This window comes from Butyrivibrio proteoclasticus (genome assembly GCF_900115735.1).
GTDB lineage: Bacteria > Bacillota > Clostridia > Lachnospirales > Lachnospiraceae > Butyrivibrio > Butyrivibrio proteoclasticus_B.
Genome location: NZ_FOXO01000003.1, coordinates 25,436 through 39,474 on the forward strand (window position 1 = coordinate 25,436; position 14,039 = coordinate 39,474).

Sequence of the window (14,039 nt, forward strand, 5' to 3'; positions counted from 1 at the left end):
GTGCGCACTATCCCTTCTCTAAACCACATCCAAGTCTGCTTTTTATTGCGGTTTAGAATCATCGAATTCTCTTGTTCTTGCTCCCATGCTCTTCAATTCCTTTTTTCGCTCATACATCATATGATCTGCACGTTCAAATACATCATATAATTGTTCATCCACCGGCTGTAATGTTGAATAGCCAATAGAAACAACAACCTCGTTTTTCTTAATATTCTCTTCTACCTGTCTATTAAAAGCAGTAATTACTTCATCCCTGGTATCATATCCTTTTTCCAGCAAAAGAACTGCAAACTCATCACCACCGGTTCTGTAAACTGAGCCATGGTTGAAATGATCACAGATAAGTGCACTTGCATCCTTGATAAGCCTGTCACCGGCAGCATGGCCTTTTGTATCATTGACATATTTAAGTCCATTTATGTCACATACAACAAGCGCCAGCTTATCAATAGTTCCTTCGCGAATCCTGTTATTTAATTGAGCTTCTGTCTCCAAATAAGCATGTTTATTTCTGACTCCTGTCATCGAATCAGTATTTGCCATGCTCCTGAAAACTTTGCTGTTTTCTTTTTCTTCATCCAGCTTATCGTTTGCAACACGTCTTAGCATGTAGAATAAAACAGCCGAGAACAGCGACACTACTACGAGTAAAAATACTATCTGCATATAATTAGCGGAAAGATTTTTTTCACTAATCTCGCGAATCTGATCCTGAATAACGCTTTCACGGATCATTACAACCAGTTCCCATCCGGTGTCTGGCACAGGCTCATAACATATAGTTTCAACTACATCATTTATAGTAAAAGTCAGCGTTCCTCTTTTATTATTTGCAAAATCATCGCGAAATGAATCCCACTTTTCCTCTGAAATATTCTGCCTTGTGGCATCGAAAATATTTTGAGTCCCAATAAGCTGCCCAAGCTCTGTTTCTGATATGTTCCCACCATTTGTGGAATACAATGCAAAGTGTGTACTTTCCTGATCATCAAAAGCAAGCAGTTCCACTATGTCGTTAATATTTATCTGAACAAAACAAGCTTTAAACTGCTTTCCAATTATCTTTACATTTATCGGGATTGCCAGACATAGTTCCTTTGAAGAGCCATAAAGAAAAACAGTGCTTATCATTTTGTCATCCAAAGTCGCATTTGCAAGAAACGGATGTCTGCTGCCTCCGGTATATGTGGTATATTGCGTGTAAACTATATTATCCTCATCTACCAGCGCGAACCGGTTAAGAGACAAAAGACTCTTAATTTTACCAATAGCTACCCGAAGATCATCCTGAGATTCAATTTTCTCATCATCTATGACGCTTACAGCCTTTTTCATATAGTCAAAATTATTGTTGATCAGATTCGTAATCGTCCTTGCCCGTCTGTCAGCCATGGATTCAAGGTAAAAAGCACTTACCGCAGAAACTGCCTGATTTGTGGACGAAATAGCCTGCTTAGATGCCCAATAAGTATTGGCAATTACCATTACCATAATAAGAACACTTCCAATCGCCGCAGTTATACTCACCGCCTTTTCAGTAATTTTCCTGCTTCTCATTGCGAAACGTCTCCATACAAGATTTCAAGTATTGGTGCTGCTTCTTCTTGATAAACAATAGTTGTATTTTCATCGGTCTTGTCCGGAAAAAGATCTCCCGGTAAATTTCCATCTGCAATTTTTACAGCAACCTGCAATGTATCAAAACCAATCGAGTAACAATCCTGAACTCCAAGACAATAAATTACACCATCTTTTAAATAATTAAGTGCCTCCTGATCGTGGTCCATTCCCACAATAACTGCCTTGCTTTCCAGCTCTAAAACTGCTCTGGCTGCCCCGACAGGATTACTCATATTGCAGCATACAAATCCTGCAATATCAGGATTGTCATTAAGCATCTTTACCGCCAGTTCATATGCCTTGTCTATAGAGTCCATGTCATACTCAACTGCCACTATTTCCATATCTTTATATTTCGCAATAGTATCCTTTGCTCCCTTTGCTCTGTCTTCATGGCAAGGAGCACCAAAACTACCAACAAGTATCCCCACTTTGCCCTTGTAACCAAGTTTTTCACAAAGCGCCTCTGTTAAGTCTGCCCCATCCTGATAGTTATGAGTATTACCAACGTAAGCAATTCTCTTGCAATCAGGAGATGCATCAGAGCTGGAAAACGTCATGACCTTACTACCTGATGCCACCATTTCATCTATAATAGGAGATATTTTCTCCTCATCTGCCACATCTACTCCTATTACATCATAGTCCTCTTCCTGAGCCTGCAATAGTTTTTTTGTCTGATCTTCATATGAAGCTGCATCCGGAGCCATATATTCATACGTAATGATTATGCCCTTTTCAAGATATTTTTTCTGAGCATCCTCCATTCCAAGTGCAACAGCATCCCACCAGGGATGAACAATCTTATAGGTAAAGTAAAAATTGTATTTCTTTTTAGCAGGCACATAGTCATCCAGATCATGCTGAAAATCTACAACACTACCCGCCCCATCCACTTTTGAAACAGTACGTGTAGAATATCCGCTGCTTATACACGCAACTATAAGAGAAAACGCTACAATCAGAATTTTACGAAATAAAGCATTTATTTTTTCAGCCATAGCATTACATCCTCAAAACATACCAACTAACAAATCGCCATGCAAAAATATATAGCGGCATTTTATCGCTATATCGTATACAGTCATTCTACTACATATACTTCATTTCCCGTTTCCTATATAAAAGATTTAATAAGAGTTTTATACTTTGTTAAAAAAGAATGTCGCTTGCGACATTCTCGCGCCGAGCGCGGTTGCATTTATGCAACATCTTCCAATCGCGCGAGTGCGCTTCCTTAGCGGAGCGATTTTTTATATCATAGGAAGCAATTTCCTATGATATAAAAAAATCCCTGCATTCCGCTCTTACCAACGGTTTGCAGGGATAAAAAACATTACTTCAATGTTTCTGCTCTATGTTCAATATTCTGTTTGAAATTGATAACGTCATGATCATACTCTTCATCCATGTATGAAGAATGAAGCAGAAAATCTGCAGTTGCCTTGTTGTTGGCAAATGGTATGTCATACACCTGTGCAATTCTCATTAGTGCTTTAACGTCCGGATCATGAGGTGCTGCAGTTAGTGGATCAGAGAAGAATATTACAAAATCAACCTTTCCTTCAACAATCTTGGCTCCAATCTGCTGATCTCCACCAAGAGGGCCTGAATTATATCCACGAACAGGAAGGCCTGTTGCATCTGTTATCATACGGGCTGTTGTTCCTGTTCCGCATAAAAAATGTTTGCTTAGTATATCAGCATTATCCTTGCACCACTTTATAAGTTCAGCCTTTTTTCCGTCATGGGCTATAAGTGCGATATTTTTTTGCTTTTTGATAGTTAGCGTGATTGTTTCTGCCATGTTAGTCTCTCCTTATGTATTGTCGCTGTAAATAATTATATATCAATAATTCATCACGTAAAATACACACTAATTTATATTTTTCAACTTTTTTACTATGTTATAATTGACTTATGGATACTATGAATAAAAAAAATAATAAACCAATAACTAACATGACTACAGGGACGCTTCTTGATAAGATCGTCCTTTTTGCGTTGCCTCTGGCAATTACCAGTATTTTACAGCAGCTTTTTAACGCTGCAGATCTTGCTGTTGTAGGCCGTTTTGCCTCCCCACAGGCAATGGCCGCAGTAGGCAGCAATTCTTCAGTCATAAACCTTATCATCAGTTTCTTTGTGGGATTATCTGTAGGTGCCAATGCCCTTATAGCTATGGAGATCGGCAGCGGACATAAAGAGAGGATCAATGAAACCGTACACACTGTAATTACAGTATCTCTGATCGCCGGATGCTCACTTATCGTAATCGGATTTTTCGTTTCCAAGCCTCTTTTGATACTAATGGCTGCTCCAGCCGAAGTAATGAATCTGGCTATACTTTATCTACGCATCTATTTCTTTGCCATGCCTGCGCTTATGATCTACAACTATGGCTCAGCTATTCTTAGAAGCAAAGGTGATTCAAAAAGACCCCTTTATGCCATGGTTCTTTCCGGAATCATAAATATCTTCCTTAACCTGATATTTGTAATAATCTTTCACCTTCATGTCATAGGTGTTGCCATTGCCACCGTTTTTTCAAACATGTTTGGTGCCGGCCTTGTTCTTTACTTCCTTTTGACAGAGGAAGAGACTTTCAGACTTAGCTTCAAAAAGCTTTGCGTCAACAAGGATTATCTTATAAAGATGCTTAAAATTGGTCTTCCTGCAGGACTACAGGGAGCAGTTTTCTCATTGTCCAACGTAGTTATTCAGTCAACAGTTAACAGCTTTGGTGCTGATGCAATCGCAGGAGCCACTGCTGCAACTAATTTTGACTTCATCTCCTACTGCGCAATGAACGGCTTTGCTCAGGCCGCTGTAACCTTCACCAGTCAAAACTACGGTGCAAAACGCTATGACAGATGCAAAAAAGTATTCAGGATCAGCATGGGATGCGGTGTTGGTGCTTCAGTTATTGTGGTACTCATTCTTTCTGTATTTAGGTATCAGGTGATAAATCTCTTTACTACTGATCCTGCAGTTATCGAATATGCCATGATAAGAATAAGCAGTGCCTTCTACTTCCACTACCTTATCGGAACCTATGAAATAAGCGGTGGATGCCTAAGAGGCATGAACCGCTCACTATTCCCTGCACTTATTTCTATATTTGGAACCTGTGTATTCAGACTGATATACGTCTTTACCTACATACCAAAGCACCACAACTTCAGTTCACTCTTCCACGTATATCCGCTGTCATGGTTACTTACCGGTGCCATCACCATTAGCGTCTACTTCATTGTACGCGCCAAAGTATTCAAAGAGCATGATTGAGTTATCTCACTAAAAAAACGGCCTGGATTTAAAATCCTTGGCCGTTTTTTATATTTAAGCCGCGTCATCTGCAGCTTTTTGCTGAAGGAAACTATCTGTTCTCTTTTGAACAAAATGTTTCAATCAATTACTTTCTCTCTTTATCACAATTGGCCAGATACACATTACAAACGCAATCATTATGAAACGTGCTATGAAGTTCCCCCAGTGAGATCCTAAAGCTGCTACTACTGTCGCAGGAGCAAACCATTCTTTCCAGGCAAATGTAAGAGCAAATCCAATGCTGACCAGAAGTGGAAGATTTTTTGAACCAACCGGGATCTCGTAGTGAACATAGTGACGCTCAATAAAACTTCCAACAAGGAAACCAACAAAAGCTCCGCATGCTTTAAAGTAATCATTCATCATTTTCTGAGGATCAACTAAAAGATTTCCTGAAGCATCGTAGTCCATTGGATACGATTTAAGATACACATAGATAAGTGATACGACTATGAAGATCAGTCCTACAAGTGTAAGAAGATCAATTACCTTTTCATTTCCTTCTACTTTTTTGTAAACTGCAGCAACTGCGCAGATAATGATAATTGATTCGATCATTGCAACAAGTACATCCTGCGGTGTGTGTACGCCAAGGAAATTCCTTGAAAAGCCAGTGAGCAGAATAAGCACTCCGCATAGAATACAGATCTTTTTCCTCTTATCCTTCTGCCATTCAATTACTGAGCCATAAACAGTTGTTGCGGTTTTGGTGTGGCCACTTGGAAAAGAATAACCGGTTGCAGCAACCTTTGAGTCTCCTGCAGGCTCAATCAAATCTGACCTTATCCATGGGCGATATGCGCACACTGTGAGTTTGATAAGTCCATTGATAACCTCGCTAAACCACTGGTTGATCATGAAAATATAACCCCATTTCTTGTCAACGCCCCAAAAGATCACAAAGGGTAAAAATGGTAAGATATCTACAGCAAACTTTGAAAGTGCATTGAAGAACTCGTCAAATAAGCCTCCTGTCGCTCCTCTTAGTTCCTGCAGCCATAATAGATACTGAATGTCCATAATACTTTGTTTCTCCTCTCCTCATAATTGTTTACACAATTCAGTTTAACAATTTTTGGGTAACCAAATTATTAAAATTATATTAAATAAGAACCGTCCCTCTGTCTTACCTGACTCCACACTTTTCTCCCCTCACAAAATCTGCTAAATTATATGTTACAAAAATGAAAGGCCAAAATAACACATGCCACCGATTAAACTTGTAAGAAGCAAAAGAAAAACTTTATGTATAGAAGTAACCTCAAGCTGCGAAGTCATTGTAAGAGCACCGCTAAGGGTATCTGAAAAAGAAATAAACAGATTCATAGGTGAAAAAGCTGACTGGATAGAAAAAAGCCTATCAAAAATGAAACTCAGACAAAACAAAAAAGCTGAAGAAAACAGCAATCTAAAACCGCTAAACGAACTTGACATAAAGCTTTTTACTACAAAAGCAAAAAGGATAATTCCCGTTAAGGTAAAAAAATATGCGGCCATAATCGGAGTTGATTATGGCCGCATCACTATCAAAATGCAAAAGAGTCGCTGGGGAAGCTGCAGTTCTAAAGGAAACCTGAACTTCAACTGTCTTCTTATGAATGCCCCGGACAAAATAATAGATTACGTTGTAGTTCATGAGCTCTGTCACAGAAAAGAGATGAATCACTCTCCTCGTTTCTGGGCCCATGTGGAAGAAGTACTTCCAGATTATAAAGAGCGCCGCAAATGGCTGAAAGATCACGGGAATGAATTATATTTCTTTTGATAAAGCTCCTTCCAAAAGCTCAGGATTTTCAATGAGCTTCTGAACAAGCCTAAGTGATCTTCCATAGTAGAATCCATCAGATATTCTCTCATCAAGAGTAACCGCAAGATCTATAACTCTCTTCATGGTAACATTTCCATCTTTGTCATAAAATGGCTTGAATTTTTTGGTTCCCACTATGACAAATATGGAATTTGTTCCCCAGTTCATAAGATGGTGATATCCAATATCCATTCCAAGAGATCCTAGATTTGTAAGTACCACTGAACACTGATAAGGATCAGTTGCTATCACAGACTTCGGCATCCATCCATGCCTGTCAAGATATCTTGCCACTGCACCAAGAACATGTTTAGCAGGGAGTCTCTTGATGAAATTCATAGCGTCTGTAGACTCATCATCCTCAACTTTGCACTTCGCTATCTGTTCCCTTACCTTAAAGCTTATGCTCTCGAGATTATCAGTATCTTCTGCAACGATTCTTGCAAGAGTCTCATCTCCATCATCCCTAAACTCTTTTTTTACTGTAAATGCCGCTGTTATGCAGTTTCTCTGATACATAGTCTGATTGGCGATAAAGCGGTTCATCTGAGGACGAAGTCTTAAGGTCTTAAGCATTGCTGCGATAATGATATCAAAAATAGCAATCCTGTTATCAGGATGCTCCTCGTTATATTTTTTTATATAATCTTCTGTTTTAGTTATATCAACAGAAACCTTCATATAAGCTTCGTTATCACATCTGTTCGGATACATCAGTGGCATCACATAATGCATTGCATCGATATCCCTTATCTGTGTTCCATCAGATCTGTCGCCTATTCTTCTTTTTCCCATGTTAATAGTCCTCCTTTATGTCTGATTTAGAACGGTCGGATGTGGATACCTTAACCGACCTGAATACGGTCGCAAGCGATATCTCACTCCCAAATAAAAGAAGTTCAAGAAACAAATACATTATTACTGCCGCCAATACATCAACAAATGAATGCTGTTTTACAAAGCAAACCGAAACGCATATTATCAGGCCCCATAGCACAATAAGAGCTTTTTTAACGGCTTTAATGTCCTTTCTAATGAGCCATGCAGAAAGAACTGCAAGGGTATATCCCACATGAAGGGACGGACATACGCCGGTTGGCGTATCTGCTTTATATATTATTCCAAGAAGCCAGGTACAGAAATTTTCATGCTCAAAATGATCCGGCCTAAGAAGCTGAACAGATGGCCATGCTATATAGGTTATAACAGATATTATCTGCATTCCCACTATAATCTTTTCGGCTCTTACAAAGCTCTCTATATCGTACAGAGCAAAGCTAAGAAGTGAGATAATCATGAAAAAATACCATGATACATAAAACAGTACAAAATACTCATTAAAAGGGATTATGTCATCAACAACGCTATGGACTACATGACATCTGCTTTCAGGAATGAATCTTTCCGTAATAAAATACATAAAAAAGTAAGCAAGCCATCCTAAAAGAAGTAACAGATGCCTGTACTCTTTATTTGCAATATTCGATAATCTAAGTTTTCTATAATCAACAACTGGTTTTTTCATCATTTTCTCTCATTAAACGGATAATACTTTTTGGAAACATTAGGATATGGCACGACTCTATGCCTGGGTAAGCCATATGCGATCTCTGATATACTCTCCTGAATGTAAGTGCAGATTCTCTCTGCTTCCACATCTGTTTTTGCCTCAGGATCATACATGACAGGCTTCCCAAAAATTATCTTTTTAAGTTCCGGGCATACATACATAGGAACAAAAGGAACGCTCTTACCGGTTTGCCTGTAGTAATACTTGGCAACATGAACGAACCCCCTTTGAAACTCATGAACGATGTTATTGTATTCAGTGTAATCTTCAGGAAAAATAACAACTGATGCATTGTCATCCAGCTTTTCACATGATAGCTGGAATGTCTTCATGACACGCCTATCTCTATATACCGGAATCGTATCTGCGTTAGTAAATATGAGCTCTGAAAGCGGTGGAATGATATACGAAAATAGTCTAAAGAACGGTCTTAATAATAGAGGCTTTTTTGACCAAAAATCCTTGTATGCATAATCAGCAACTTTATCCCTTTCCATCATCTCGGATATGCACCAGGTATAATGTTTCCTGGGAAAATACAGCTCTGCCGCAAGCGGGCCAAAAGCCTGAGAATGATTCCCCACAACTATCGACGGTCCATCTGGAAGGTTTTCTACACCTTCTGCCTTAAATACCGGAGCCACCATAGAAACTATTTTTCTGATCACACAAAAAACAGGACTTTTCACATCTTCCTCCACCATAGATTTAAGTCAAACCAAGGTACTAGTATAACTCTTTTTTTAATTATTAGCCATACTTATAGCTGTTACAAAATATCATTAACAGCCATCATGTGCTATAATAGTTGTTATACCGAGCATAAATAAACAACATCTTGCAAAAATATCATGGGGATTTCTGAAAATGTTAAAAACCTGGCTTGTGGACGCGCTTCGAAATATAAAAGTAAGAATAGTATCCTGGCTTTCAATCGTCACGATAGTATTTATTGGTACCACACTTATTCTCGGGCTTTATTTTGGCTCTTCCACAGTAAAAAAAGCCAGCACTTCCTATATTGCAACGCAGAACTTCAAGGACTATGACATCTCCTGCAGCATGGGAATAAAGAATGATGAAATTGACTTCTTAAAAACTCTTGATGAAGTAAATGACGCTGAAGGCCAGATTTCTTTTATGGGTGAGCTGTCACTTGATGATAAGAGTACCGGCGTTACAGTCATATCCAGCACTGAAAAAATAAGCACTCCAACTGTAACCACGGGCTCCCTTCCCTCCTCTCTGGATGAGTGCATAGTCTCATACAGCGCCATGAAAAAAATCGGTGCTAAAATCGGCGATGAGATTGAAATAAGCATTGCATCTGTCAGATTTGACGGCATTCTTCCCAACAAGACCTACAAAATTACAGGAATTGCATCGCACCCCGATTATATGGTCAACATTTCCACCGACTATATAGTTCTTCCCCTCTCCTGCTTTGATACTTCAAAGCTATCCTTTGACTACTCCAACATACTTATTGACGCAAATATACCAGAAGATACATTTAAAAGTGCCTATAAAAAGAAAAGTGCAGAAATAAAGGACATTTTGGAGTCGGAAACAGTTTCCATGTCAGCTAACAGGATTGTCAATCTGCATTCAGAGCTTGACAAAGAATATGCTAATGCCCAAAGCACATCAAAAGACGAGCTTTCAAAAGCAAAAAACGAACTCGACAAAGGACTAAAGACTTTTACCGATGCCATTGAAACAGCGCGCAGCACCCTTGAAAATGGCGAGGAAGAGTTAAACAACATAAAGTCTGCCGCTGAAAAAGAGCTGTCAGAAGCAAAATCCAAAATAAGATCAGGCGAAGAAGAATACAATACAATGGTTGCGGATGGACAGGCTCAACTCGAGCAAGCCGAGAAAGACATGGAAAAAGAGTTAAATGATGCAAAATTCAAGCTCTTTGATGCCTTTCTGTCTCTTGATGCTGCAGAAAAACTCCTGAAAGAAAAAGAAGCCGAATACTCTAAAGGGCTAGAAAAACTGGTGGAAGGAAAAGAAAAACTTGATAATGGCTACAAGGAATACAATGAAGCAATCCGTCAGGCCGACGAAAAAGTAAATGACGATATTATTGATGCCGCTATTATTATATTGGAGCTGGAAGAGGATTCAGAAGAAACTATAGAGAAATTAAATAACGCTAAAGGGAAAGAAACATTAGAAAGATGCGGTCTGCTTATCGACGCCTATGACAATGCTCCCCCTCATATTCAGGAATTATTCGACGATAGTTTAGATATAGATGACTTCAAAGCTGATTATGACAAGTTACTTAAAGGCAAATATGAACTTGAAGAAGGTCAAAAGAAATATGATGATGGAGTAGAACAACTGGAAGAAGCCAGAAAAATGCTCGATCAGGGCTGGTATGATCTTCAAAAAGGCTGGCAGCAGTATGAAGATGGCAAAGCTGAACTTGCAAAGAGAGAACCTGAAGCAAAAAAGCGCCTTGAAGACGCCAAGGCTGAATATGAACAAAAGAAAGCTGAAGGCGCCGCTCAGCTTGAGGATGCAAAAAAGACTTTAAGCTCAAAAATGAGTGAGGCGACTGAAACTATTAAAGGCCTCGAAGAACAGCTTCAGATAGCCAAAGATGAATATGCATCCCAAAAGGAAGAAGGCGAAAAATCCATAAACGAAGCTACTTCCCAATATGAAAGTGCCAAAAAGGAAGCAGATGACAAGTTATCAGATTTAAAGCAACAGATTGATACAGCAAAAGCTACTCCCTGCACATATATGGTCCAAACAAGAGACGTAAATTTTCCTTATGTTCAGACAAAGTCCTATATGAAAGCCATCAACGGATTTTTCACTGCTTTTACGCCTCTATATGCCGGAATAATTGCCATAGTATGCTTTTTTACCATGACCATAATCATAGAGGAACAAACAAGCCAGATAGGCACCTGCAAAGCCTTTGGTATGTTTGAATCTGAAATTATGCGAAAATATATCATTTTCGGTGTCTCGGCCGCACTTATAGGCGCTCTTCTTGGAGTTGCCGGATCTTTTACCATAGAAAAACTCCTTATAAATACCATGAAAGAGAATCTGGCGTTTTCACTCGATGGCACAGGGCATAACATTGTCATGATAATTCTCCTTCCACTAATGGAAGTACTTGTTACTACTCTGGCAGTCATCTTGTCCTGTCACAGATATATCCACTGCTCTGCTGTCGGACTTATAAGCGGCAATGAGCCTGCATCGAAATATGGCAAAAAAGCCGGGAAATCTTTTGCAAAAGGTATATATCTAAAACTCATTGTAAGAAATCTTTTTACAGACATCGGGCGAGAAGTGGTTTCTGTAGTAATAACAGTTATCTGTGTTTTTATAGTGGGATTTGGAATTGATATAAAGCTCGCCTACGAAGGCGCATTGGGCCGTCAGATGAATGATATATGGCAATATGACCTGACTCTCACAGAATCAAGTTCCATTACTGATGAAGAAAAAGCTGTGATAACCAAAGCACTATCTGAGTATGACACTCTCTATCTGCCTGTGTCCGTCAGCGTTATCATTGATGACGACTCTCAGATATTAACTAATACGATATGCGTGGATGATTCAAAAGAATTTGATAGATTTTACATTTTGAAGGATGAATTTGGAAAGAGAATAGAAATTCCGGATAACGGTGTTTTGATAACCAAGGAAATGGAAGAAAAAAATGAGATTTCAAAAGGCAGCTCTCTTCACATGATAAGCGGTAATCTGCGATATTCAGAAGTTACTGTCAGCGGAACCTTCATGCTCTATGCAGGAAAAACCACAATAATGACAAGTAAGTATTACGAAGATAATTTCGGCTCTCTTCCTACCAGGAACACCTATTACATAAAAGCTCCAGGCGATAAGGCAAAAGAGCTTACGGATACACTGTCTAAACTTCCCGGAGTTTCAACTGTTGATCTCAAAAAAAACCTCCGCGATGGGAACATGGCTGTAGTGAGCCTTTATAACACAGTTGTTGCTATAGTTATAATCTTTTCTATCATGCTCACCTTCATGATTCTTCTAAATCTTAGCAACATACTAGTTGCCCACAGAATGCGAGAACTTCTCACCATGAGAGTAAACGGCTTTTATAACTCACAGGTTATTGGATATCTTGTAAGAGAGGTTCTTCTTACAAGTATATTGTCCGTGGTCATAGCGCTGTCACTGGGCGTTCCTCTGACCGGGATCATAATAAAAAATCTTGAAACAGATGCCTTTATGTTTGTACGAAGTCCCTTTGTTTTGGCATGGGCATCATCAGTTTTAATAAATGCCCTGTTTTCAGTAGTTATAAATACCATTGCCTTCAGAAAAATTAATACAGTCCCGCTCACAAGTATCACCAGATACTGATATGAAAAACTACCACGCAAGGTCAGATGCATGTAATGGCCACATATTTACTCTTATGCTTGAGATTTTTCCATCTCTTACCCTGATAACTCTGTTTGCCATCTTGGCTATTTCAACATTGTGTGTAACCATTACTACAGCAGTATGTCTTTTTGAAATAACCTCTTCTATCAGCGCAAGTACTTCCTGACCTGTTGAAAAATCAAGTGCGGCGGTAGGTTCATCTGCCAGAATTATCCTTGGATTTTTCACAAGTGCCCTTGCAATTGATACCCTCTGCTGCTGCCCGCCACTCATCATGGAGGGATAATTATTGGCTCTACTACTTAGTCCGACCATATCTATTGCCTCTGCAGGATCCACCGGATTTTCACATATCTCAGAAATAAACTTCACATTTTCAAGCGCTGTAAGATTGGGCATAAGATTATAGGACTGAAAAATAAAACCAATATAATTTCTTCTGAAATTAACCAGTTCTTTTTCCGTAGGATGTGAAAAATCCTTACCATCAAGAGTAATCTCGCCATTTGTCGGACTATCCATTCCTCCGATTATGTTTAACAGAGTGGTCTTTCCACAGCCACTTTCTCCCAGAATAACCAAAAGTTCATTTTCATATATATCAAGATCTACTCCCTTAAGCACATGCGTGATTTCCATTCCTGAGGGATAGTCTTTGGTAATGTCGCGAAGTGACATTACAACTTTCTTCTTAGTGTCAGCAACATAGGAATATCCATTTTCGTTGATAAAAAGTGTAATGATTCCCGCAAAAGAATGAATCAGGGCTATGTCTTCTTCTGAAAGCTCATCCCGGTTAAGATTTATGATCTCAACACATCCGACAGTCTCTTTTCTATAGATCATTGGCATGAAATAAACATTTTTTATCTCAATGCCTGTTATCTCATCCTTCCCTCCCGGAAACCTCTCATCTTTAGAAATATCCGAAACAAAGATGGGTTCCTTAGCTTCGCAGGCCTCACCTACTATTCCCTGCTTATTTTCAATGGAAAAGCCTGAAATATTATTCTTTCCAATAGATACAATACTGTTAATGCGGCTAGTACTACTGTTCTTAAGCCATATTGCTCCCAAATCAGCAGAAATATCTGCTATCAAAGCTTCAAATGCGTCTGCCAACGCACTTTCCACCTGATCACTATCAAGAAGCTGCATTATTTTCCATAGAGTCTGCGTATTAATTCCCCTCATATCCAATACTCCTTTATACATTAATTTTACTAACTTTTTAACGGTATATCAAACACAAACTCAATTATACAAAGTAAAAGCACCCTGAAAGAATCAGGGTGCCATAAA

Annotated in this window: 11 protein-coding genes; 3 read left to right on the top strand and 8 right to left on the bottom strand. The window is 39.0% G+C overall.

Annotation, left to right across the window (positions count from 1 at the left end; genetic code table 11):
- Positions 1-42 precede the first annotated feature (42 nt).
- The 3 genes from BM146_RS02580 to BM146_RS02590 all read right to left on the bottom strand — a co-directional run bounded on the left by BM146_RS02580 (position 43) and on the right by BM146_RS02590 (position 3,430).
- Complete coding sequence (locus tag BM146_RS02580; RefSeq protein ID WP_074883955.1) at positions 43-1,560, bottom strand: sensor domain-containing diguanylate cyclase; 1,518 nt, start codon at positions 1,558-1,560, stop codon at positions 43-45.
- Positions 1,557-2,624, bottom strand: coding sequence for a substrate-binding domain-containing protein (locus tag BM146_RS02585; RefSeq protein WP_074883958.1), 1,068 nt, complete (start codon positions 2,622-2,624; stop codon positions 1,557-1,559). The genes BM146_RS02580 and BM146_RS02585 overlap by 4 nt, the downstream gene beginning before the upstream one ends.
- Before the next feature lie 335 nt (positions 2,625-2,959).
- A complete protein-coding gene (locus BM146_RS02590) occupies positions 2,960-3,430 on the bottom strand; it encodes a methylglyoxal synthase (RefSeq protein WP_074883960.1) in 471 nt (156 codons plus the stop codon).
- Between the two features lie 122 nt (positions 3,431-3,552).
- Between BM146_RS02590 and BM146_RS02595 the strand changes: the two genes are divergently transcribed.
- On the top strand, positions 3,553-4,911 hold the full coding sequence (locus BM146_RS02595; protein ID WP_242949323.1) for an MATE family efflux transporter: 1,359 nt from the start codon (positions 3,553-3,555) through the stop codon (positions 4,909-4,911).
- Positions 4,912-5,034: 123 nt separating this feature from the next.
- Here the strand turns inward: BM146_RS02595 and BM146_RS02600 are convergent, their stop codons facing one another.
- Entirely contained in the window at positions 5,035-5,973 is a 939-nt protein-coding gene (locus BM146_RS02600; protein WP_074883963.1) for a phosphatase PAP2 family protein, read from the bottom strand.
- 184 nt (positions 5,974-6,157) lie between these two features.
- Between BM146_RS02600 and BM146_RS02605 the strand changes: the two genes are divergently transcribed.
- Positions 6,158-6,718: a M48 family metallopeptidase gene (locus tag BM146_RS02605; protein ID WP_074883966.1), complete on the top strand. Its 561-nt coding sequence runs from the start codon at positions 6,158-6,160 to the stop codon at positions 6,716-6,718.
- Here the strand turns inward: BM146_RS02605 and BM146_RS02610 are convergent.
- The 3 genes from BM146_RS02610 to BM146_RS02620 are packed head-to-tail and all read right to left on the bottom strand — an operon-like array spanning position 6,704 to position 9,019.
- Positions 6,704-7,555, bottom strand: coding sequence for a 2-oxo acid dehydrogenase subunit E2 (locus BM146_RS02610; protein WP_074883969.1), 852 nt, complete (start codon positions 7,553-7,555; stop codon positions 6,704-6,706). The genes BM146_RS02605 and BM146_RS02610 overlap by 15 nt on opposite strands.
- A gap of 1 nt (position 7,556) precedes the next feature.
- The gene (locus BM146_RS02615; protein WP_143087408.1) at positions 7,557-8,288 is read right to left on the bottom strand and encodes a phosphatase PAP2 family protein; all 732 of its coding nucleotides are present in this window, start codon (positions 8,286-8,288) and stop codon (positions 7,557-7,559) included.
- The gene (locus BM146_RS02620) at positions 8,285-9,019 is read right to left on the bottom strand and encodes a lysophospholipid acyltransferase family protein (RefSeq protein WP_074883974.1); all 735 of its coding nucleotides are present in this window, start codon (positions 9,017-9,019) and stop codon (positions 8,285-8,287) included. The genes BM146_RS02615 and BM146_RS02620 overlap by 4 nt, the downstream gene beginning before the upstream one ends.
- A gap of 178 nt (positions 9,020-9,197) precedes the next feature.
- Between BM146_RS02620 and BM146_RS02625 the strand changes: the two genes are divergently transcribed.
- Entirely contained in the window at positions 9,198-12,713 is a 3,516-nt protein-coding gene (locus tag BM146_RS02625) for an ABC transporter permease (protein ID WP_074883979.1), read from the top strand.
- A 9-nt stretch (positions 12,714-12,722) separates the two neighbouring features.
- Here the strand turns inward: BM146_RS02625 and BM146_RS18985 are convergent, their stop codons facing one another.
- Positions 12,723-13,931 carry an ATP-binding cassette domain-containing protein gene (locus BM146_RS18985; RefSeq protein ID WP_177201567.1) on the bottom strand — a complete coding sequence of 403 codons (1,209 nt, stop codon included), beginning with the start codon at positions 13,929-13,931 and terminating at the stop codon, positions 12,723-12,725.
- Between the last annotated feature and the right edge of the window lie 108 nt (positions 13,932-14,039).

Bases quoted from the DNA above. Each gene is read 5' to 3' on its own strand.
- BM146_RS02610 (WP_074883969.1), bottom strand. From the start codon at position 7,555: ATGGGAAAAAGAAGAATAGGCGACAGATCTGATGGAACACAGATAAGG.
- BM146_RS02625 (WP_074883979.1), top strand. From the start codon at position 9,198: ATGTTAAAAACCTGGCTTGTGGACGCGCTTCGAAATATAAAAGTAAGA.
- BM146_RS02580 (WP_074883955.1), bottom strand. From the start codon at position 1,560: ATGAGAAGCAGGAAAATTACTGAAAAGGCGGTGAGTATAACTGCGGCG.
- BM146_RS02595 (WP_242949323.1), top strand. From the start codon at position 3,553: ATGAATAAAAAAAATAATAAACCAATAACTAACATGACTACAGGGACG.
- BM146_RS02600 (WP_074883963.1), bottom strand. From the start codon at position 5,973: ATGGACATTCAGTATCTATTATGGCTGCAGGAACTAAGAGGAGCGACA.
- BM146_RS02615 (WP_143087408.1), bottom strand. From the start codon at position 8,288: ATGATGAAAAAACCAGTTGTTGATTATAGAAAACTTAGATTATCGAAT.
- BM146_RS18985 (WP_177201567.1), bottom strand. From the start codon at position 13,931: ATGAGGGGAATTAATACGCAGACTCTATGGAAAATAATGCAGCTTCTT.
- BM146_RS02605 (WP_074883966.1), top strand. From the start codon at position 6,158: ATGCCACCGATTAAACTTGTAAGAAGCAAAAGAAAAACTTTATGTATA.
- BM146_RS02585 (WP_074883958.1), bottom strand. From the start codon at position 2,624: ATGGCTGAAAAAATAAATGCTTTATTTCGTAAAATTCTGATTGTAGCG.
- BM146_RS02590 (WP_074883960.1), bottom strand. From the start codon at position 3,430: ATGGCAGAAACAATCACGCTAACTATCAAAAAGCAAAAAAATATCGCA.